19 protein-coding genes and 1 pseudogene are annotated in these 19,216 nt (G+C 60.8%); 14 read left to right on the forward strand and 6 right to left on the reverse strand.

What is annotated here, in order from left to right; translation table 11 throughout:
• Positions 1–94 precede the first annotated feature (94 nt).
• Positions 95–739 carry an orotate phosphoribosyltransferase gene (gene pyrE, locus B1722_RS10715; RefSeq protein WP_041071932.1) on the reverse strand — a complete coding sequence of 215 codons (645 nt, stop codon included), beginning with the start codon at positions 737–739 and terminating at the stop codon, positions 95–97.
• A gap of 82 nt (positions 740–821) precedes the next feature.
• Here pyrE and B1722_RS10720 point away from each other — a divergent pair, with 82 nt between their 5' ends.
• Positions 822–1,601 carry an exodeoxyribonuclease III gene (locus B1722_RS10720; RefSeq protein WP_007920349.1) on the forward strand — a complete coding sequence of 260 codons (780 nt, stop codon included), beginning with the start codon at positions 822–824 and terminating at the stop codon, positions 1,599–1,601.
• An 82-nt stretch (positions 1,602–1,683) separates the two neighbouring features.
• On the opposite strand, the gene B1722_RS10725 is transcribed toward B1722_RS10720, so the two are convergent.
• Both B1722_RS10725 and rph read right to left on the reverse strand, forming a co-directional pair.
• Positions 1,684–2,052 carry a DUF4870 domain-containing protein gene (locus B1722_RS10725; RefSeq protein ID WP_003229492.1) on the reverse strand — a complete coding sequence of 123 codons (369 nt, stop codon included), beginning with the start codon at positions 2,050–2,052 and terminating at the stop codon, positions 1,684–1,686.
• Between the two features lie 29 nt (positions 2,053–2,081).
• Entirely contained in the window at positions 2,082–2,804 is a 723-nt protein-coding gene (rph, locus tag B1722_RS10730; protein ID WP_027610407.1) for a ribonuclease PH, read from the reverse strand.
• A 270-nt stretch (positions 2,805–3,074) separates the two neighbouring features.
• Here rph and B1722_RS10735 point away from each other — a divergent pair, with 270 nt between their 5' ends.
• From B1722_RS10735 to B1722_RS10760, 6 genes are all read left to right on the forward strand, one after another.
• On the forward strand, positions 3,075–3,938 hold the full coding sequence (locus B1722_RS10735) for a YicC/YloC family endoribonuclease (protein ID WP_086792433.1): 864 nt from the start codon (positions 3,075–3,077) through the stop codon (positions 3,936–3,938).
• A 10-nt stretch (positions 3,939–3,948) separates the two neighbouring features.
• Positions 3,949–4,569: a guanylate kinase gene (gene gmk, locus B1722_RS10740; RefSeq protein ID WP_086792435.1), complete on the forward strand. Its 621-nt coding sequence runs from the start codon at positions 3,949–3,951 to the stop codon at positions 4,567–4,569.
• A 167-nt stretch (positions 4,570–4,736) separates the two neighbouring features.
• Positions 4,737–5,000 carry a DNA-directed RNA polymerase subunit omega gene (rpoZ, locus tag B1722_RS10745; protein WP_008030604.1) on the forward strand — a complete coding sequence of 88 codons (264 nt, stop codon included), beginning with the start codon at positions 4,737–4,739 and terminating at the stop codon, positions 4,998–5,000.
• A gap of 57 nt (positions 5,001–5,057) precedes the next feature.
• The gene (gene spoT, locus B1722_RS10750; RefSeq protein ID WP_041071922.1) at positions 5,058–7,163 is read left to right on the forward strand and encodes a bifunctional GTP diphosphokinase/guanosine-3',5'-bis pyrophosphate 3'-pyrophosphohydrolase; all 2,106 of its coding nucleotides are present in this window, start codon (positions 5,058–5,060) and stop codon (positions 7,161–7,163) included.
• Positions 7,164–7,187: 24 nt separating this feature from the next.
• Positions 7,188–7,568 carry a RidA family protein gene (locus B1722_RS10755; RefSeq protein ID WP_003229509.1) on the forward strand — a complete coding sequence of 127 codons (381 nt, stop codon included), beginning with the start codon at positions 7,188–7,190 and terminating at the stop codon, positions 7,566–7,568.
• 73 nt (positions 7,569–7,641) lie between these two features.
• Complete coding sequence (locus B1722_RS10760; protein ID WP_027610405.1) at positions 7,642–8,382, forward strand: hypothetical protein; 741 nt, start codon at positions 7,642–7,644, stop codon at positions 8,380–8,382.
• Positions 8,383–8,519: 137 nt separating this feature from the next.
• Here B1722_RS10760 and B1722_RS10765 read toward each other — a convergent pair whose 3' ends face one another.
• A complete protein-coding gene (locus B1722_RS10765; RefSeq protein WP_041071562.1) occupies positions 8,520–9,377 on the reverse strand; it encodes an SDR family oxidoreductase in 858 nt (285 codons plus the stop codon).
• Positions 9,378–9,565: 188 nt separating this feature from the next.
• Here B1722_RS10765 and exbB point away from each other — a divergent pair, with 188 nt between their 5' ends.
• From exbB to B1722_RS10795, 6 genes are all read left to right on the forward strand, one after another.
• Positions 9,566–10,519, forward strand: a complete 954-nt coding sequence (exbB, locus tag B1722_RS10770; protein ID WP_041071564.1) for a tonB-system energizer ExbB — start codon at positions 9,566–9,568, stop codon at positions 10,517–10,519.
• 6 nt (positions 10,520–10,525) lie between these two features.
• Positions 10,526–10,954 carry a TonB system transport protein ExbD gene (gene exbD / locus B1722_RS10775; RefSeq protein ID WP_041071566.1) on the forward strand — a complete coding sequence of 143 codons (429 nt, stop codon included), beginning with the start codon at positions 10,526–10,528 and terminating at the stop codon, positions 10,952–10,954.
• Positions 10,951–11,700: an energy transducer TonB gene (locus tag B1722_RS10780; RefSeq protein ID WP_041071568.1), complete on the forward strand. Its 750-nt coding sequence runs from the start codon at positions 10,951–10,953 to the stop codon at positions 11,698–11,700. The genes exbD and B1722_RS10780 overlap by 4 nt, the downstream gene beginning before the upstream one ends.
• Before the next feature lie 211 nt (positions 11,701–11,911).
• Positions 11,912–12,841, forward strand: a complete 930-nt coding sequence (locus tag B1722_RS10785) for a hydrogen peroxide-inducible genes activator (protein WP_007962352.1) — start codon at positions 11,912–11,914, stop codon at positions 12,839–12,841.
• Positions 12,842–12,850: 9 nt separating this feature from the next.
• Positions 12,851–14,926: an ATP-dependent DNA helicase RecG gene (gene recG / locus B1722_RS10790; protein ID WP_086792437.1), complete on the forward strand. Its 2,076-nt coding sequence runs from the start codon at positions 12,851–12,853 to the stop codon at positions 14,924–14,926.
• 79 nt (positions 14,927–15,005) lie between these two features.
• Positions 15,006–16,406 carry an aminoacyl-tRNA deacylase and HDOD domain-containing protein gene (locus B1722_RS10795; protein WP_086792439.1) on the forward strand — a complete coding sequence of 467 codons (1,401 nt, stop codon included), beginning with the start codon at positions 15,006–15,008 and terminating at the stop codon, positions 16,404–16,406.
• Positions 16,407–16,650: 244 nt separating this feature from the next.
• Here B1722_RS10795 and B1722_RS10800 read toward each other — a convergent pair whose 3' ends face one another.
• Positions 16,651–17,034 carry a helicase gene (locus B1722_RS10800; protein WP_086792441.1) on the reverse strand — a complete coding sequence of 128 codons (384 nt, stop codon included), beginning with the start codon at positions 17,032–17,034 and terminating at the stop codon, positions 16,651–16,653.
• 373 nt (positions 17,035–17,407) lie between these two features.
• Between B1722_RS10800 and B1722_RS10805 the strand changes: the two are divergent.
• Positions 17,408–17,773: pseudogene (locus tag B1722_RS10805) on the forward strand (DUF6124 family protein); the annotation flags it as partial.
• Positions 17,774–17,825: 52 nt separating this feature from the next.
• Here B1722_RS10805 and B1722_RS10810 read toward each other — a convergent pair.
• Complete coding sequence (locus B1722_RS10810) at positions 17,826–19,193, reverse strand: lysozyme inhibitor LprI family protein (RefSeq protein ID WP_086792443.1); 1,368 nt, start codon at positions 19,191–19,193, stop codon at positions 17,826–17,828.
• Between the last annotated feature and the right edge of the window lie 23 nt (positions 19,194–19,216).

The raw sequence follows: 19,216 nt of genomic DNA on the forward strand, positions 1-19,216 counted from the left end.
TGCTCCCGCTGGGTTGCGAAGCGGCCCCAAAATATTGTGAGCGCTGCGCACTCAAGCGGGAGCAAGCTCCCTCGCTACAAAAGCACCTACGACATCAGACGCCGAACTGGGCGCGGTACGCTTCCACGGCTGGCAGATGCTGCTTGAGCTGCGGATCGTCAGCGAGGAATTCCAGCACCTGGTTCAGCGAAACGATGCTGATCACCGGAATACCGAAATCACGCTCGACTTCCTGGATTGCCGACAACTCGCCGTTGCCACGCTCCTGACGATTCAGGGCGATCAACACGCCAGCGGCCTTGGCGCCATCCTGGGAAGCGATGATCTGCATCACTTCACGGATCGCGGTGCCGGCGGTGATCACGTCGTCGATGATCAGCACGTCGCCGGTCAGCGGTGCGCCGACCAGACTGCCGCCTTCGCCGTGGGCCTTGGCTTCCTTGCGGTTGAAGCACCACGGCAGGTCGCGGTCGTGATGCTCGGCCAGCGCGACGGCAGTGGTTGCCGCCAGCGGGATGCCTTTGTAGGCCGGGCCAAACAGGACGTCGAAAGAAATCCCGCTTTCGGCGATGGCTGCCGCGTAGAAACGCCCCAGCTGCGCCAGGGCCGAGCCCGTGTTGAACAGGCCGGCGTTGAAGAAGTAAGGACTGGTGCGCCCGGACTTCAGGGTGAACTCACCGAAGCGCAAAACGCCGCGATCGATGGCAAAACGAATGAAATCGCGCTGATACGCTTGCATGAAAAAAACCCCAAATACCACGGATTTAGCTAATTAGCTTGACGCCGTGTATCATACACGCACGCGATTTTTGGGGCCATTTATGCGGATCATCAGTGTGAACGTCAATGGTATTCAGGCGGCAGTCGAGCGTGGTTTGCTCAGTTGGCTGCAAGCTCAGAATGCCGACGTCATCTGCCTGCAGGACACCCGTGCCTCCGCCTTTGAACTGGATGACCCAGCCTTCCAACTGGATGGCTACTTCCTTTATGCCTGCGATGCTGAAGTCCCTGCCCAAGGTGGCGTGGCCTTGTATTCGCGGTTGCAACCGAAGGCTGTCATCAGCGGTCTCGGTTTCGAGACGGCCGACCGCTACGGGCGCTACCTGCAAGCAGATTTCGACAAAGTCAGTATTGCCACCTTGCTGCTTCCTTCGGGGATGAACGGCGATGAGGACTTGAACCAGAAGTTCAAGCTCATGGACGACTTCGGCAAGTACCTGGACAAGCAGCGGCGCAAACGTCGCGAGTACATTTATTGTGGCTCGCTGTACGTGGCGCAGCAGAAGCTCGACATCAAGAACTGGCGCGACAGCCAGCAATCCCCGGGCTTCCTGGCGCCAGAACGCGCCTGGATGGACGAGATTGTCGGCAACATGGGTTACGTCGATGCCCTGCGCGAAGTCAGTCGCGAAGGCGACCAGTACAGCTGGTGGCCGGACAACGAACAGGCCGAGATGCTGAATCTGGGCTGGCGTTTCGACTACCAGATCCTGACCCCGGGCCTGCGGCGTTTCGTGCGCAGTGCACGCCTGCCGCGGCAGCCACGGTTCTCGCAGCACGCGCCGCTGATCGTCGACTACGACTGGACGCTGACCATCTAAGCGTCGATTCGTGAATGCAAAAAAGCCGACATCACAGTCGGCTTTTTTGTGCGCGCTGATTACAGGTCATTTGTGCTGATCGTTATTTGATCAACCGCCAGGTGAACGGATAACGGTAGGGGAACCCTTCGTTCGCCTTCACCCCGGCAATGATCGTCAACACCAGCGCCCCGATGGCCAGCAGGCCCAGCAAGAAGAAGCCGATGATCAACACCATCAGCAGCAGACAGATCGCGGCAGCAATCGCCACGGTGATCTGGAAATTCAGTGCCTCTTTGCCCTGAGCGTCGATGAACGGATCAGTTTCGCGCTTCATCTGCCACAGAATCAGCGGCCCGATCAGGTTGCCGAACGGGATCCAGATCCCCAGCAAGGCGGACAAGTGACAAAACATCGCCCATTGACGAACCTCCTGGCTCGGTTTGGGCAGCAACTCTTGCTCATCACTCATCGCGTCCTCCTTGCGGGTTACGAACCTGCTCAGTCGGCCAGTGCGGCCTTTTGCAGTTCGAAGATTTCGTTCATGCCTTTCTTCGCCAGTTCCAGCATGGCGTTCAGATCTTCAGGCTGGAACGGCGCGCCTTCGGCGGTGCCCTGGACTTCGATGAAGCCTCCAGTGCTGGTCATCACCACGTTGAGGTCGGTCTCGGCAGCGGAATCTTCAAGATAGTCCAGATCCAGCACCGGCTCGCCCTGATACATGCCGACCGACACAGCGCCGATCATTTGCTTGAGCGGGTCGCCGCCTTTCAGGCCGCCACGCTTCTTGATCACTTTCAGTGCATCAACCAGGGCCACCATGGCACCAGTGATGGAGGCGGTGCGGGTGCCGCCGTCAGCCTGGATCACGTCGCAGTCGACGTACAGGGTCACGTCGCCCAGCTTGGACATGTCCAGCGCAGCGCGCAGGGAACGGCCGATCAGGCGCTGGATTTCCAGGGTGCGACCGCCCTGCTTGCCACGGCTCGCTTCACGCTGGTTACGCTCGCCAGTGGCGCGCGGCAGCATGCCGTACTCGGCGGTCAACCAGCCCTGGCCCTGGCCTTTGAGGAAACGCGGCACGCCGTTTTCGACGCTGACAGTGCAGATGACCTTGGTATCACCGAATTCGACCAGTACGGATCCCTCGGCGTGTTTGGTGTAGTTGCGGGTAATGCGGATCGAGCGGAGCTGATCGGCAGCGCGACCACTTGGACGTTTCATAGGGAATACCTGTACTGGGGACGGAAAACTGCCGAGCATTATAGAGCGCTGCACCGTGCCTGGGCACGGGTTAAAAATTCAGGCCGTCGACACAACGCCCCGAAACGCACATAACCGACGGCCTGCAGCCCTTTGTCACACCGTGTGTTTGGGCGCATCCGCCGCACTGCGCTACAATCCTGCGCCTTTGCTGCCAGTCGGCTTAAATTCATTGATATCGAGCCTGCGGAACATCCCTTCTGCGCCGATCTGCATTGCGAGGTCACCGCCATGGTGCACAGCATGACCGCCTTCGCCCGCGTTGAGAAAGCCGGCGCCCAGGGCACCCTGAGCTGGGAACTGCGCTCGGTCAACAGCCGCTATCTGGAACCGCACCTGCGCCTGCCGGAGTCGTTCCGCGACCTCGAGGGCTCAGTGCGTGAAGCCCTGCGTCAGGGCCTGTCACGGGGCAAACTGGAATGCACCCTGCGCTTCACCGAAGAAAGCACCGGCAAGCCGTTGCAGGTCGACCGCGAGCGCGCCGCGCAATTGGTCGCCGCCGCCGAGACCGTTGCCGGGCTGATCAACAACCCGGCGGCACTGAACCCGCTGGAAGTGCTGGCCTGGCCCGGCGTGCTGGTGGCCGATGCGACTGATCCACAGGCGCTGAATGCCGATGCGCTGGCCCTGTTCAATCAAGGTCTCAAGGAACTCAAGGCCGGCCGCGAGCGCGAAGGCGCGGAGCTGGCACGCCTGATCAACGAGCGCCTGACCTCCATAGAAGAAGACGTCGTGACCCTGCGTGAACTGGTGCCGCAGATGCTCGCGACCCAGCGCCAGAAAGTCCTCGACCGCTTCGCCGACATGAAGGCCGAACTGGATCCGCAGCGTCTGGAACAGGAGATGGTCATGCTCGCGCAAAAGAGCGATGTGGCCGAAGAACTGGATCGTCTGAGCACCCACATCATTGAAGTCCGCCGGGTGCTCAAGTCCGGCGGTGCTGCTGGCCGGCGCCTCGACTTCCTGATGCAGGAACTCAACCGCGAAGCCAACACACTGGGCTCCAAGGCCTTCGACCCGCGCAGCACCCAGGCCGCCGTCAACCTCAAGGTGTTGATCGAGCAGATGCGCGAACAAGTGCAGAATATTGAGTAAGGCTACAGACATGACCCACCACACCGGCACCCTGTACATCATTTCCGCCCCTTCGGGCGCGGGCAAGAGCAGCCTGGTCAAGGCGTTGACCGACACCAACCCGGAGATCCGCGTCTCGATCTCCCACACCACCCGCGCCATGCGTCCGGGTGAGGTGGATGGCGTGAACTATCACTTCGTGACCCGCGAAGAGTTCGTGAAGATGGGCGAGCACGGCGATTTCCTCGAACGCGCCGAAGTCTTCGGCAACTTCTACGGCACCTCGCAAAGCCGTCTGCAGCAGACGCTGGACGAAGGCCACGACCTGATTCTGGAGATCGACTGGCAAGGCGCCGAGCAGGTCCGCAAGTTGATGCCGCAAGCCCGCTCGATCTTCATCCTGCCGCCGTCGCTGCAGGCCCTGCACCAGCGCCTGACCAACCGTGGCCAGGACAGTGACGAGATCATCGACGGCCGGATGCGCGAAGCAGTCAGCGAGATGAGCCACTACGTCGAATACGATTACTTGATCATCAACGATGATTTCGCCCACGCGCTGGACGATCTGAAAGCGATTTTCCGTGCCAATCAGCTGCAGCAGAAGCGCCAGCAAGTGCTTTTCGGCAGATTGCTGGCTGAATTGCTGGGTTAATCAGCACTTCCCAAAACCGCTGCAAGCGCTTTACATTGGTGCCTGCAGCGCGTTGAAGGGTCTGGTCAAAAAATCAGCGCTTCCCTAATCGCTGGTGATTTTTTAAACTGTTGAGTCCGCTCGCCCAACCGGGCAGCGCGCATATTGCATTCGCTCCGAGGAATACCATGGCCCGCGTAACCGTTGAAGACTGCCTAGAACACGTGGAAAACCGCTTTGAGCTGGTCATGCTCTCTACCAAGCGTGCCCGTCAACTGGCCACCGGCGGCAAAGAGCCACTGGTCCAGTGGGAAAACGACAAGCCGACCGTTGTCGCCCTGCGTGAAATCGCTGAAGGCCTGATGAGCTACGAGTTCATCGCCGAGCAGGAAATCGTCCAGGATGAACCGCTCTTCGCTGCTTTCGAGGACGAGTCCAACGAGGCCGTCTAAGCCTATGCCTGGTCGACGTAGCACGGCGCGGGAACACAGCCTACGGCAGGAGTCATCATGCCGAGCATAGACGCCCTCGCCGATCGCTTATCGACCTACCTCGGCAACGACCAGGTCAACCTGGTCCGCCGAGCGTATTTCTACGCCGAACAAGCCCATGACGGTCAGCGCCGTCGCAGCGGCGAGGCGTACGTCACGCATCCGCTTGCGGTGGCGAATATTCTTGCCGACATGCACATGGACCATCAGAGCCTGATGGCGGCGATGCTGCATGACGTGATCGAAGACACCGGTATCGCCAAGGAAGCACTGCAAGCGCAGTTCGGTGAAACCGTGGCCGAACTGGTCGACGGGGTCAGCAAACTGACCCAGATGAACTTCGAGACCAAGGCCGAAGCCCAGGCCGAGAACTTCCAGAAAATGGCCATGGCCATGGCACGCGACATTCGCGTGATCCTGGTCAAACTCGCCGACCGCCTGCACAACATGCGCACGCTGGAAGTGCTGTCCGGGGAAAAACGCCGCCGGATCGCCAAGGAAACCCTCGAAATCTATGCGCCCATTGCCAACCGGCTGGGCATGCACGCGATTCGTATCGAGTTCGAAGACCTCGGCTTCAAGGCGATGCACCCGATGCGTTCCGCGCGGATCTACCAGGCGGTCAAACGCGCCCGGGGCAACCGCAAGGAAATCGTCAACAAGATCGAAGAATCCCTTGGCCATTGCCTCGCCATCGACGGCATCCAGGGCGAAGTCAGCGGACGCCAGAAACACCTCTACGGCATTTACAAGAAAATGCGCGGCAAGCGTCGGGCCTTCAACGAGATCATGGACGTCTATGCGTTCCGGATCATCGTCGACAAGGTCGATACCTGCTACCGCGTGCTGGGTGCCGTGCATAATTTGTACAAGCCGTTGCCGGGGCGCTTCAAGGATTACATCGCGATTCCCAAGGCCAACGGCTATCAGTCGCTGCACACCACGCTGTTTGGCATGCACGGCGTACCGATCGAGATCCAGATCCGTACCCGCGAAATGGAAGAGATGGCCAACAACGGCATTGCCGCCCACTGGCTGTACAAATCCAGCGGTGACGAGCAGCCAAAAGGCACTCACGCCCGCGCCCGTCAGTGGGTCAAAGGCGTGCTGGAAATGCAGCAACGTGCCGGCAACTCGCTGGAATTCATCGAGAGCGTGAAGATCGACCTGTTCCCGGACGAGGTCTACGTGTTCACGCCCAAAGGCCGGATCATGGAGCTGCCCAAAGGCTCCACGGCGGTCGACTTTGCCTACGCGGTGCACACCGATGTCGGCAACAGCTGCATCGCCTGCCGGATCAACCGTCGCCTCGCACCGCTGTCCGAACCGCTGCAAAGCGGCTCCACGGTCGAGATCGTCAGCGCGCCCGGCGCACGGCCGAACCCGGCGTGGCTCAACTTCGTGGTCACCGGCAAGGCACGCACGCACATCCGTCATGCGCTGAAACTGCAGCGCCGCTCCGAGTCGATCAGCCTTGGCGAACGCCTGCTGAACAAAGTGCTCAACGGTTTCGACAGCGCGCTGGAGAAGATCCCGGCCGAGCGCGTCAAGGCAATGCTCGCCGAATATCGTCTGGAACTGATCGAAGATTTGCTCGAAGACATCGGCCTCGGCAACCGCATGGCCTATGTCGTGGCGCGCCGTCTGCTCGGCGAAGGCGAGCAGCTGCCGAGTCCGGAAGGTCCGCTGGCGATTCGCGGCACCGAAGGGCTGGTGCTGAGCTACGCCAAGTGCTGCACGCCGATCCCGGGCGACCCGATTGTCGGCCACCTGTCGGCGGGCAAAGGCATGGTCGTGCACCTGGACAACTGCCGCAACATCAGCGAAATCAGGCACAACCCGGAAAAATGCATCCAGCTCTCGTGGGCCAAGGATGTCACCGGCGAATTCAACGTCGAGCTGCGCGTCGAGCTGGAGCACCAGCGCGGCCTGATCGCCCTGCTGGCCAGCAGTGTCAACGCGGCCGACGGCAATATCGAGAAAATCAGCATGGACGAGCGCGATGGCCGCATCAGCGTCGTCCAACTGGTGGTCAGCGTCCACGACCGTGTGCACCTGGCCCGCGTGATCAAGAAACTGCGCGCCCTGACCGGGGTCATCCGCATCACCCGCATGCGTGCCTAATTCACACCTAACAAGGAGTCATACATGACCAAGACTGTTATCACCAGCGACAAGGCCCCAGCCGCCATCGGCACTTACTCCCAGGCGATCAAGGCCGGCAACACTGTCTACATGTCGGGCCAGATTCCTCTGGACCCAAAGACCATGGAGCTGGTTGAAGGCTTCGAAGCCCAGACCGTCCAGGTGTTCGAGAACCTCAAAGCCGTAGCTGAAGCTGCCGGTGGTTCGTTCAAGGACATCGTCAAGCTGAACATCTTCCTCACCGACCTGAGCCACTTCGCCAAGGTCAACGAAATCATGGGCAAATACTTCGACCAGCCTTATCCGGCCCGCGCCGCCATCGGCGTTGCAGCCCTGCCGAAGGGTTCGCAAGTCGAAATGGATGCCATCCTGGTCATCGAGTAATGCACACGGCGCAGCCTTCAACCGCTGCGCCGACTGCTCTGCGGTAAAGAAAAGGTTTTGAAAGGATTCCACCATGCGCAAAGCGCTTGCTCTCTCGCTGCTCGCCATTTTCCTCGGCGGCTGTGCCAGCGACCCCGCCGACCGTGACATCAGCGGCACCTGGATCAACCAGGTGGCGATCGATGCCGCTGCCAAGGGCGGCCCCCTGCGCGAAGCGCTTCAGGCCTATGGCCCGAACCTGGAGTGGGACGTCAATACCAAGGCCGGTCAGGCCCGCTACACCAACGGTTTCGAGAACGTCGAAGGACGGCTGCAGGGCGAACAGTCCGGCGCCTGGAAAGTCGACTTCTATGGCAGCTCCGGCAGCGAGCTGAAACGCGACGGCGGCCGGATGAAACAAGCCGCCACCGAGAACGAACCCGACCAGTTGTTCGACCGCGCACAAATCCCCGTACCGGAAGGTGCGCCAATCGGTGCCAGCTTCGAACGCGCACTGTATTCGGCTTACCTGGGCGGCAGCTGGAAGATTGCCAGCGGCGACGGCGAAGGCAACACCGTGCAATTCCAGGCCGACGGCCAGGTCTCCGGTCTGCCCGGCGCCGACCGTTATGCGCTGTGCCTGGCAGGCGACTGCGCTTCGATGAACAGCGACCACGACAGCATGTGGCTGCAGCTCAACGGCCAGGGCAACAACTGGATCTTTGCCCGCAAAGGCAAGGCGCTGGAAATCTTCCAGGCAGTGAATACCGCACTGGCGGATGAAATGCCGCAGTTCACCCCGGGTGAGCGCAAGTGGTTGCTTGAGAAGCAGTAACCGCGCCTGAGAGCAACACATAACCCTGTGGGAGCGGGCTTGCCCGCGATGAGGCCATCAGACTCAACACTTTAGTTGACTGCCAAGCCGCCATCGCGGGCAAGCCCGCTCCCACAGTGGTTTGTGGCGTTAGAAAGTCAGCACTTGCCTTCAAGAATCGCCGCATAACCTTCGCGGTAACTCGGGTATTTCGGCGTCCAGCCCAGCGCCTTCGCACGAGCATTGCTGCAGCGTTTACTGCCAGTGCGGCGTACGCTGGCGTCGTCAGCCCATTCGGTAACCCCCAGATACTCCCGCAGCCAGGCGACCACTTCGGCCAACGGTGCCGGCGCATCGTCCACACCAATATAGATATCCTGCAACGGCTTGCCCTGATGAGCCGCCTGCAGCAGAAACGCCATCAGCCCCGCCGCGTCATCAGCATGGATGCGATTGCCGTACAGCGGCGGCTCGACCGCCACCCGATAACCACGACGCACCTGAGTCAGCAGCCACTCACGTCCCGGGCCGTAGATACCGGTCAGTCGCACAATGCTCGCCGGGATGCCGCTGTTCAGCGCCACTTGCTCAGCTTCGAGCATCAGTCGCCCGGAGTATCCGCTGGCGACAGTCTCTGAATTTTCGTCGACCCACTCCCCTTCCTGCTGCCCGTACACGCTGCTGCTGGACACGAACAGCAGTCGCTCAGGCACCTGGCCAAAGTCATTCAGCCAGCTCAGCACATTCTGCAAACCCTGTACGTAGGCAGCGCGGTAACCGGCTTCATCGTGATCGGTCGCCGCCGCGCAATACACCAGATAGTCCACCGCCCCGAATGGCCAGTTTTCCGGGCAATCTTCCTTGAACAAATCACCAGCGACGCCGATGACGCCGTCCGGCAAACGCGACACATCACGGCGCAGACCCTGCACCTCCCAGCCGGCGGCCAACAATTGCGTAGCCAGACGACTGCCGACATCACCACAACCGGCAATCAAAACAGAAGGCGCGGACATCAAAAAACTCCCGAAAGAAAGGAACAGACTAGCCCTCGTACAGGACGAACGGCTAGCAATGAAGGAAAAAAAGAAACTCTATTACTTTTGTTAACAAGAATTACTTGCAATAATGCACCCCACTTTTGTTCTCGGCCTTACGAGGCCTGGAAGAGCATTACCGTTTTTCTACCTCAGGTCCGGCCAGCATGACACGTAATCAAAACCCCGCTTCGCCAACCAAACGACCTCGCGCCTTCAGCGCAGTGGCGGCCCTGCTGCTCAGCCTGATGCTGGCACCGACCGCCGCTTTCGCCGACGCACAAGCGCCAACCGCTCCGGCGGCCACCGAACAGCACGCACCTGCAGCCGCGCCAGCCACCACCGACCCGGTGCCGGCAGTAGACGCCGCCCCCGCAGACACCCCTGAAGTACTCGAACCCGACAACACCTTGGGCATGGCCCACGACCTGTCGCCATGGGGCATGTATCAGAACGCCGACATCATCGTGAAAATCGTAATGATCGGCCTGGCCATCGCTTCCATCATCACCTGGACCATCTGGATCGCCAAAGGCTTCGAGCTGATGGGCGCCAAGCGGCGTCTGCGTGGTGAAATCGCGGCCCTGAAAAAAGCCGCCACCCTCAAGGAAGCCAGCGCCACTGCGGCGAAGGAAGGCACCCTCGCCAACCTGCTGGTGCACGACGCCCTCGAAGAGATGCGCCTGTCGGTCAACAGCCGCGAGAAGGAAGGCATCAAGGAGCGCGTCAGCTTCCGCCTTGAGCGCCTGGTCGCCGCCTGTGGCCGCAACATGAGCAGCGGCACCGGCGTCCTCGCCACCATCGGTTCCACCGCGCCGTTCGTCGGCCTGTTCGGCACCGTGTGGGGCATCATGAACAGCTTCATCGGTATCGCCAAGACCCAAACCACCAACCTCGCCGTCGTGGCGCCGGGTATCGCCGAAGCGCTGCTGGCCACCGCGTTGGGTCTGGTTGCTGCGATTCCTGCGGTGGTGATCTACAACGTGTTCGCCCGCTCCATCGCCGGCTACAAGGCGCAGGTGTCCGACGCTTCGGCGCAGGTCCTGTTGCTGGTCAGCCGTGACCTCGATCACCAGCCTGAGCGCAGCAGCTCGCAACCACACATGGTGAAAGTGGGGTAATCGGCCATGGGCCTGCATTTGAAAGAAGGCGCAGACGACGATCTGGCCGAGAACCACGAAATCAACGTCACGCCGTTCATCGACGTGATGCTGGTGCTGTTGATCATCTTCATGGTGGCCGCGCCACTGGCCACTGTGGACATCAAGGTCGACCTGCCGGCCTCGACCGCCAAACCGGCGCCGCGCCCGGAGAAACCGGTGTTCCTCAGCGTTAAAGCCGATCAGCGCCTTTACATCGGCGACGACGAAGTCAACGCCGATACCCTCGGCGCAACGCTCGACGCCAAGACCCAGGGCAAAAAAGACACCACCATATTCTTCCAGGCCGACAAGGGTGTGGACTACGGCGACCTGATGAGCGTGATGGATAAACTGCGCTCGGCCGGTTACCTGAAGGTCGGTCTGGTGGGCCTTGAGAGCGCAGCCAAGAAATGATCACGACGCGCCATAAGCTGACGCGTTACAGCGGTAGCCTGGCCGTGGTGCTGGGCGTTCACGCGCTGGCCATCGCGCTGGCGCTGAACTGGACCGCCCGCCCGCCCATCGAACTGCCGCCGCAGGCAATGATGGTCGAGCTGGCACCGGTTCCGACCCCGCCACCGCCTGCTCCGCCGAAAGTCGTCACACCGCCGCAGCCACCGACCCCGGTCGAAGAGTTGCCGATTCCGAAACTGGCTGAAGCACCGAAGGCCGAAATTGCCGTACCAAAGCCCAAACCCAAGCCAAAGCCGAAACCGCAGCCGCCCAAACCGGTGGAGAAAAAACCGGAGCCGGTGAAGGAAAAACCTTCCGAGGAAAAACCGGCGGAGACGCAGCCGACCCAAGCACCGACGGAGAAATCCGCCCAGCCGGCACCGGGGCCGTCGCCCGCACAAATGGCCGCCAAGGCCAGCTGGCAAAACACCCTGCTCGCGCACTTGGGCAAGTACAAGAAGTATCCGGCCAGTGCGCAGGCTCGCGGCAAGGAAGGCGTGAACCGTCTGCGTTTCGTCGTCGACGCTGAAGGCAATGTGTTGTCGTTCGAACTGGTGGGCCGCTCAGGCAACGCCGATCTGGATCGGGCCACCCTGGAAATGATCCGTCGCGCACAACCGCTGCCCAAGCCGCCGGCCGATATGCTGAACAACGGCTCGATCGAAATTGTGGCGCCGTTTGTGTACTCGCTGGACCGTCGTCGTTAAGTAGCAAGATCAAAAGATCGCAGCCTTCGGCAGCTCCTACAGGTATTCGCCCCCCTGTAGGAGCTGCCGAAGGCTGCGATCTTTTGTTTTTCAGCTCATCCATAAACGGCAAACTCACATTGCCCGGTGTCGCATTCCTCACTCAGTCTGATAACGTGCGTCTATCGATTGCAGCCGTTATGCTTGGCCCGCAACTTCATGGACGCTCGCTATGACCCTCACAGAATTACGCTACATCGTTACCCTCGCCCAAGAGCAGCACTTCGGCCACGCCGCCGAGCGTTGTCACGTCAGCCAGCCGACCCTGTCGGTGGGCGTGAAAAAACTTGAAGACGAACTCGGTGTGCTGATTTTCGAGCGCAGCAAAAGCGCCGTGCGCCTGACTCCGGTTGGCGAAGGCATCGTCGCCCAAGCGCAAAAGGTGCTGGAGCAAGCGCAAGGCATCCGTGAACTGGCCCAGGCCGGCAAGAACCAGCTGACCGCGCCGCTGAAAGTCGGTGCGATCTACACCGTCGGGCCATACCTGTTCCCGCACCTGATTCCGCAACTGCACCGGGTCGCCCCGCAGATGCCGTTGTACATCGAAGAAAACTTCACCCACGTGCTGCGCGACAAACTGCGCAACGGCGAGCTCGATGCAATCATCATCGCCCTGCCGTTCAACGAAGCCGACGTGCTGACCCTGCCGCTGTACGACGAGCCGTTCTACGTCCTGATGCCGGCCCAACACCCGTGGACGCAAAAAGAATCCATCGACCCGGGCCTGCTCAACGACAAGAGCCTGCTGCTGCTCGGCGAAGGCCACTGCTTCCGCGATCAGGTGCTGGAAGCCTGCCCGACCCTGACCAAGGGCAACGACGGCGCCAAGCACACCACGGTGGAATCCAGCTCGCTGGAAACCATCCGCCATATGGTCGCGTCCGGTCTGGGCATTTCGATCCTGCCGCTGTCGGCGGTGGACAGCCATCACTACGCCCCGGGCGTGATCGAAGTACGCCCGCTGTCGGCGCCGGTGCCATTCCGCACCGTGGCGATTGCCTGGCGCGCCAGCTTCCCGCGGCCGAAAGCCATCGAGATCCTCGCCGACTCCGTTCGCCTGTGCTCGGTGGCCAAGCCCGCCGCGCCGGTCACGGCCGGTTAAGCCAGGGTCATGACCGAGCTGTCGCAAGTGTCGGTGACGGCACTCAAGGGTGTCGGCGAAGCCATGGCCGAGAAACTGGCCAAGGTCGGCCTGGAGAATCTCCAGGACGTGCTGTTTCACCTGCCGCTGCGTTATCAGGATCGCACCCGCGTGGTGCCGATCGGCCACTTGCGCCCGGGCCAGGACGCGGTGGTCGAAGGTACCGTCAGCGGTGCCGACGTGGTCATGGGCCGGCGGCGCAGCCTCGTCGTGCGTATGCAGGACGGCACTGGCGGGCTGAGCCTGCGCTTCTACCATTTCAGCAATGCGCAGAAAGAAGGCCTCAAGCGCGGCACGCGGATTCGCTGCTACGGCGAAGTGCGACCCGGCGCCTCGGGACTGGAAATCTACCACCCGGAATACCGCGCCATCACCGGTGACGAACCGCCGCCCGTGGATGAAACCCTGACCCCGGTTTACCCACTCACCGAGGGCCTGACCCAACAGCGCCTGCGCCAGTTGTGCATGCAGACCCTGACCCTGCTCAAGCCGAACACCCTGCCCGACTGGCTGCCGACCGAACTGGCCCGCGACTACCAACTGGCGCCGCTGGCCGATGCGATACGCTACCTGCACAATCCGCCCGCCGACGCCGACGTCGATGAGCTCGCCCTCGGTCATCACTGGGCCCAGCATCGCCTCGCTTTCGAAGAACTGCTGACCCATCAACTGTCGCAACAACGTCTGCGCGAAAGCCTGCGTTCACTGCGCGCACCAGCGATGCCGAAAGCGACGAAGTTGCCGCCGAAGTATTTGGCTAACCTCGGCTTCAACCCGACCGGCGCCCAGCAACGCGTGGGCAACGAAATCGCCTACGACCTCAGCCAGCACGAACCGATGCTGCGCCTGATTCAGGGCGACGTCGGCGCGGGCAAAACCGTGGTCGCCGCCCTCGCGGCGCTGCAAGCGCTGGAGGCGGGTTATCAGGTCGCGCTGATGGCGCCGACCGAAATCCTCGCCGAACAGCACTTCATCACCTTCAAGCGCTGGCTCGAACCGCTGGGCATCGACGTCGCGTGGCTGGCCGGCAAGCTCAAGGGCAAGAATCGCGTCGCCGCACTGGAGCAAATCGCCAGCGGCACGCCGATGGTGGTCGGTACCCATGCGCTGTTCCAGGACGAAGTGCAGTTCAAGAATCTGGCGCTGGTGATCATCGACGAACAACACCGCTTCGGCGTCCAGCAACGTCTGGCGCTGCGGCAGAAAGGCGTCGGCGGGCGCATGTGTCCGCACCAACTGATCATGACCGCCACGCCGATCCCGCGCACGCTGGCGATGAGCGCCTACGCCGATCTCGACACCTCGATCCTCGACGAACTGCCGCCCGGTCGCACCCCGGTCAACACCGTGCTGGTCACCGACACCCGTCGCGTCGAAGTTATCGAACGGGTGCGCAGCGCCTGCGCCGAAGGGCGTCAGGCCTATTGGGTGTGCACGCTGATCGAAGAGTCGGAAGAGCTGACCTGTCAGGCCGCCGAAACCACCTTCGAAGACCTCACCGCCGCCCTCGGCGAGCTCAAGGTTGGGCTGATCCATGGACGCATGAAGCCTGCGGAAAAAGCGGCGGTCATGGCCGAATTCAAGGCCGGCAACCTGCAACTGCTGGTTGCCACCACCGTGATCGAAGTCGGCGTCGACGTGCCCAACGCCAGCCTGATGATCATCGAAAACCCCGAGCGCCTCGGCCTCGCGCAACTGCACCAGTTGCGCGGTCGCGTCGGCCGGGGCAGCGCGGTCAGCCATTGCGTGCTGCTCTACCATCCGCCGCTGTCGCAGATCGGCCGCCAGCGCCTGGGCATCATGCGCGAGACCAACGACGGTTTCGTCATCGCTGAAAAAGACCTCGAACTGCGCGGCCCCGGCGAAATGCTCGGCACCCGTCAGACCGGCCTACTGCAATTCAAGGTCGCCGACCTGATGCGCGACGCCGACCTGCTGCCCGCGGTACGCGATGCCGCGCAGGCGCTGCTGGAGCGCTGGCCGACTCACGTCAGCCCGTTGCTCGACCGCTGGCTGCGCCATGGGCAGCAATACGGCCAAGTGTGAGCACCGTCGCAGTTTGTGAAGGATCGTTCCGACAGAGCTGGTTATACTCCTGCCATTGTTTCAAAAACGGATACAGACCATGACTGACGCAGCTCTCGCCCCCGAACTTCCGCACGCGCCGTCTGTAATTCGGCTGCTGCTCGGCAAGCTGGGTATCGCCTACGAAGAAGTGCTCGACCACCACGGCCTCAATGCTTCGCGCAAGGTACAAGCCGTGTTGCTGGACGACGCCGTGGGCGCGCTGATGGTGCTGTTTCCGCAGAGCCAGTTGCTCGACCTCAACCGCCTCGCCGAGCTCACGGGCCGGCGCCTGACCGCCGTGTCCACCGAGCGCCTGGAAAAGATGCTCGGCAAACACAGCCTGAGCCTGCTGCCGGGCCTGCCGGCGCTGACCAGTTCGCCGTGCCTCTACGAAGAAAGCCTGCTGCGCGAACCGAAGCTGCTGATCAACTCCGGCGAGCCGGGCCTGCTGCTGGAAATCGCCAGCGAAGACTTCAAGAGCATGCTGACCAAAGCCAGCGCCGCCAACTTCGGCGAAGCCCTGAGCAGCATCCGCCCGAACCTCGACCGCCCGGACGATGACCGTGAGGAAATCACCCAGGCCGTGCAGGCGTTCACTGCGCGCCGGATCCAGCAGCGTCTGGAAGCGACCATCGAGATTCCGCCGCTGGCCGAGACGGCGCAAAAAATCATCAAGCTGCGCGTCGACCCCAACGCCACCATCGACGACATCACCGGCGTGGTCGAAACCGACCCGGCGCTGGCTGCACAAGTGGTGAGCTGGGCGGCGTCGCCGTACTACGCTTCGCCGGGCAAGATCCGCTCGGTGGAAGACGCGATCGTTCGCGTGCTCGGTTTCGATCTGGTGATCAACCTCGCGCTGGGCCTGGCCCTCGGCAAGACCCTGAGCCTGCCGAAGGACCATCCGCAACACACCACGCCGTACTGGCAGCAATCGATCTACACCGCCGCCGTCATCGAAGGCCTGACCCGCGCCATGCCGCGCGCCCAGCGCCCGGAAGCCGGCCTGACCTACCTCGCCGGTCTGCTGCACAACTTCGGTTACCTGCTGCTGGCCCACGTGTTCCCGCCGCACTTCTCGCTGATCTGCCGCCACCTGGAGGTCAACCCGCACCTGTGCCACAGCTACATCGAGCAGCACCTGCTGGGCATCAGCCGCGAACAGATCGGCTCGTGGCTGATGCGCTATTGGGACATGCCCGATGAACTGGCCACCGCCCTGCGCTTCCAGCACGACCCAAGCTACGACGGCGCCTACGCCGAATACCCGAACCTCGTCTGCCTGGCCGTGCGCCTGCTGCGCAGCCGCGGCATCGGCTCCGGCCCCGACGAAGACATCCCCGACGCCCTGCTCGACCGCGTCGGCCTGACCCGCGACAAAGCCAATGACGTCGTCAGCAAAGTCCTCGAAGCCGAAGTCCTGCTGCGCGAACTGGCCTCACAGTTCAGCCAGGCCTGAACCAAAACAGGCCCGCTCCCCCAAGGTTTACACAACCCCTGTGGGAGCGAGCCTGCTCGCGAAGAATCCACCCCAATCTACCTGCTCAACACAGATTCTGTGGCGAGGGAGCTTGCTCCCGCTCGACTGCGCAGCAGTCGCAAACCCAGCCAACAGGGTGTGTCAGTTATATCGAGGTCTCAGGTTTTGGGGCCGCTGCGCAGCCCATCGGGGATAAATCCCCTCGCCACAACAGCCCATTTACTCAAGCCTTCGGCTTGGCCTTCCTAGGCTTCAAATACTTCATCAACCCCTGAAACCACATCACTAGCGCCGGATTCCCCTTCAGCTGGATCGACTTGTCCTGAATCCCCTGCATGAACGCCAGCTGCTTGTTCTTGGCCTGCATCGTGGCAAAGGCATAACCCGCATCCTTGAACGCAATCGCAAACGCCGGCTCCGCCACCACGCCAGACTTGCTGGTAATGCGCTGATCCTTCACCACGAAATGCCGCGCCACTTTCCCGTCCAGCGTCTGCAGCTGAAACACCAGATCCTTGTCACCCAACTGCTGCTGGAACGCAGGATTTGTCCGGCTGGCCTTCCCCATCAACAAACCCATCATCCACAGAAGAAAACGAAATTTCATGCGCACAGCCTCAAAAGGAAAATGAACGGCCGGGGCAGTGTAAGGGATTCATACGATAACGCCACTATCTGCCTCTAATGGAAGATGATGCAGCCCATTTCCCGCACGATGACCGCCAAGTCACGCTTCTGCACCCACCGTCCTACATCTGTTGAAACACATCCCTGTAGGAGCTGCCGAAGGCTGCGATCTTTTGATCTCCCGGCCTGCAAACCTATGGGAAATTTCCTGCAAAGTACCGCGATACCTATGAACTAGGCAGGTTGGCAGTTCGTCGATAGCCTTTGCTTGTCGCCGCCAAATCGGTGACCGGATGTGCAAGTCCGAAATCCGGAGCAAATCTCTTCTAACTCCAAAGGATTTACGCCGATGACCAACCCGACACCCGACACCCGACACTGAGGACACCTCGCCCTACGAATCTGTCGATTCAAGAAAACTCCACGAAGCCGCCGAACGCGCCCTCGACCACCACTTCAAACCGCGCACCGAGTCCCAACCCAAACGCGAAACCGGCCTCTTCAGCCTCACTCCCGGCACCGACGCCGAAGCCCTGATGGCCAACGCCTCCGAAGACCTCCTGTCCATCAGCGCCATCGCCTGCGACCTCGCCGACGACCTCCACGGCTCCCGCCGCTCGGTAGCACTGGCCCTGAGCAGAATGGCGGATGGGGTGCGGTTGATGGTGGAAGGCACGCTCGATCACATAGAGTTTCAGGAGTATCAAACGCGGGGTTGATAGCCCATAACTGACGAAGGGCGCTATGAGCGCCCTTCGTCAATTGATCGTACTAATAGCATTTGCTCGGAGCGATTGGCTCAGTCACTTCCGACTGAAGTCGCTTTGCAGCACTGAGACCTGACTCGTAGCCTTTATCGGCGGCAAGTTGATAACAAGCCAAGGCACGAGGGATATCCTTCTCTCCGAGATCGCCACTCTTCCAATAGTCACCAAGCGAAACGATTGCATGTGCTGATCCCATGGAGCTGGCGCGAATAAGCTCTTTCTCCACATCAGCGGGCCGCTGGCAGGGTCCGCTCCCAGCCGTGTCATTACCAAAACAATAAAAGCTTGCCAGCCCCTCAGCTCCTCCTGGCGAATTAACCGCTGCCGCTTTGAAAAGAGCTTCAACTTTGCTGTATTCCAACTGCGGAGCCATACCCGACAGACTCAGCCTAGCCGCAGTCTCGCTGGAAGCAGGATCGCCTGAAGCAGCCGCACACAGATAATTTTCCAATGCGGCCTCAAAAAGTTCTCCTGTCAGACGGTATTGCTCAAGACCACCCAAGCCAGCAAATCCTTGCGCACGCTGTAAGCAGAAATTTTCTTCGCGACTCAATGAGCGCGTGCTGGCTACAGAAAGCTCCTTTGCGGGAATCGACCAATCCTCAACCCCCTCAAGCGTCCAGCAGGCCTTGCGCGAAAAGTTGAAGATCTTAATATTGCTGTTTCCAGCACGTTTATCCACAACGTCAACGTGACGATCATCCACCCTCTCGATTTCTATACCTTCGACTTTCCCATCAGGCACCACAGCCATTAAGGGAAACGACATGTCGCGTCCCACCTCTGCAGTGACGTGAGTCACTATTCGTCCTATATCCGACGTTCCCTTCAACACCAACAGTTTCACCGCTTGCGCAGTCAGTCGTTTTTGCGATTCGGCATTAGCGGAGAAGTATGGAAGAAACTGGGCGAAGTCTTGCGTTGGGCACGAGCCACGCCCAAATGCAGAGCCACTACCGCTATCAGACGCGATATTGTCCAGAAAAACCGACCGATCACGGCTCATACTGGCGATGCAATTGTTCACAGCGGCCACATGCGCCGAAGAGCCCGGCTCTGTCTCCAACGCATCGATCTGGCAATCGGTATCGCGTAGGTTGATCCAGGCGCGCTGAGCCTCCTGAACCGTCGCCTTTTGGCTTGCGGCAAGAACTGGATCTGTCTGATATCCACCCTCAAGCCGAACCATTAATTCTTGATAACTGGTATTCAACTGCGCATCTGCAGCAGCCTTGGCACTCACAGAACATCTTTCACTCTGGGAGTTCGTAGTGATATCGACACATGCATCTTGAGCAAATGCTGCATGCGTGAGTAACGATGAAGAAGTTATCAGCACGTAAAAAGACATACGCACCATGAGCTTAGCCATAGCAAGATCCCTACACATTAAAA

This window comes from Pseudomonas sp. SCPG-7 (genome assembly GCF_002156405.1).
GTDB classification, from domain to species: domain Bacteria; phylum Pseudomonadota; class Gammaproteobacteria; order Pseudomonadales; family Pseudomonadaceae; genus Aquipseudomonas; species Aquipseudomonas parakoreensis.

What these genes read in the sequence shown, in the direction of transcription:
- rph (WP_027610407.1), bottom strand. Translation starts at nt 2,804, where the DNA reads ATGAAACGTCCAAGTGGTCGCGCTGCCGATCAGCTCCGCTCGATCCGC.
- B1722_RS10785 (WP_007962352.1), top strand. Translation starts at nt 11,912, where the DNA reads ATGACCCTCACAGAATTACGCTACATCGTTACCCTCGCCCAAGAGCAG.
- B1722_RS10795 (WP_086792439.1), top strand. Translation starts at nt 15,006, where the DNA reads ATGACTGACGCAGCTCTCGCCCCCGAACTTCCGCACGCGCCGTCTGTA.
- B1722_RS10725 (WP_003229492.1), bottom strand. Translation starts at nt 2,052, where the DNA reads ATGAGTGATGAGCAAGAGTTGCTGCCCAAACCGAGCCAGGAGGTTCGT.
- B1722_RS10800 (WP_086792441.1), bottom strand. Translation starts at nt 17,034, where the DNA reads ATGAAATTTCGTTTTCTTCTGTGGATGATGGGTTTGTTGATGGGGAAG.
- recG (WP_086792437.1), top strand. Translation starts at nt 12,851, where the DNA reads ATGACCGAGCTGTCGCAAGTGTCGGTGACGGCACTCAAGGGTGTCGGC.
- spoT (WP_041071922.1), top strand. Translation starts at nt 5,058, where the DNA reads ATGCCGAGCATAGACGCCCTCGCCGATCGCTTATCGACCTACCTCGGC.
- B1722_RS10755 (WP_003229509.1), top strand. Translation starts at nt 7,188, where the DNA reads ATGACCAAGACTGTTATCACCAGCGACAAGGCCCCAGCCGCCATCGGC.
- B1722_RS10760 (WP_027610405.1), top strand. Translation starts at nt 7,642, where the DNA reads ATGCGCAAAGCGCTTGCTCTCTCGCTGCTCGCCATTTTCCTCGGCGGC.
- B1722_RS10810 (WP_086792443.1), bottom strand. Translation starts at nt 19,193, where the DNA reads ATGGCTAAGCTCATGGTGCGTATGTCTTTTTACGTGCTGATAACTTCT.
- exbD (WP_041071566.1), top strand. Translation starts at nt 10,526, where the DNA reads ATGGGCCTGCATTTGAAAGAAGGCGCAGACGACGATCTGGCCGAGAAC.
- B1722_RS10780 (WP_041071568.1), top strand. Translation starts at nt 10,951, where the DNA reads ATGATCACGACGCGCCATAAGCTGACGCGTTACAGCGGTAGCCTGGCC.
- rpoZ (WP_008030604.1), top strand. Translation starts at nt 4,737, where the DNA reads ATGGCCCGCGTAACCGTTGAAGACTGCCTAGAACACGTGGAAAACCGC.
- exbB (WP_041071564.1), top strand. Translation starts at nt 9,566, where the DNA reads ATGACACGTAATCAAAACCCCGCTTCGCCAACCAAACGACCTCGCGCC.
- pyrE (WP_041071932.1), bottom strand. Translation starts at nt 739, where the DNA reads ATGCAAGCGTATCAGCGCGATTTCATTCGTTTTGCCATCGATCGCGGC.
- B1722_RS10735 (WP_086792433.1), top strand. Translation starts at nt 3,075, where the DNA reads ATGGTGCACAGCATGACCGCCTTCGCCCGCGTTGAGAAAGCCGGCGCC.
- B1722_RS10720 (WP_007920349.1), top strand. Translation starts at nt 822, where the DNA reads ATGCGGATCATCAGTGTGAACGTCAATGGTATTCAGGCGGCAGTCGAG.
- B1722_RS10765 (WP_041071562.1), bottom strand. Translation starts at nt 9,377, where the DNA reads ATGTCCGCGCCTTCTGTTTTGATTGCCGGTTGTGGTGATGTCGGCAGT.
- gmk (WP_086792435.1), top strand. Translation starts at nt 3,949, where the DNA reads ATGACCCACCACACCGGCACCCTGTACATCATTTCCGCCCCTTCGGGC.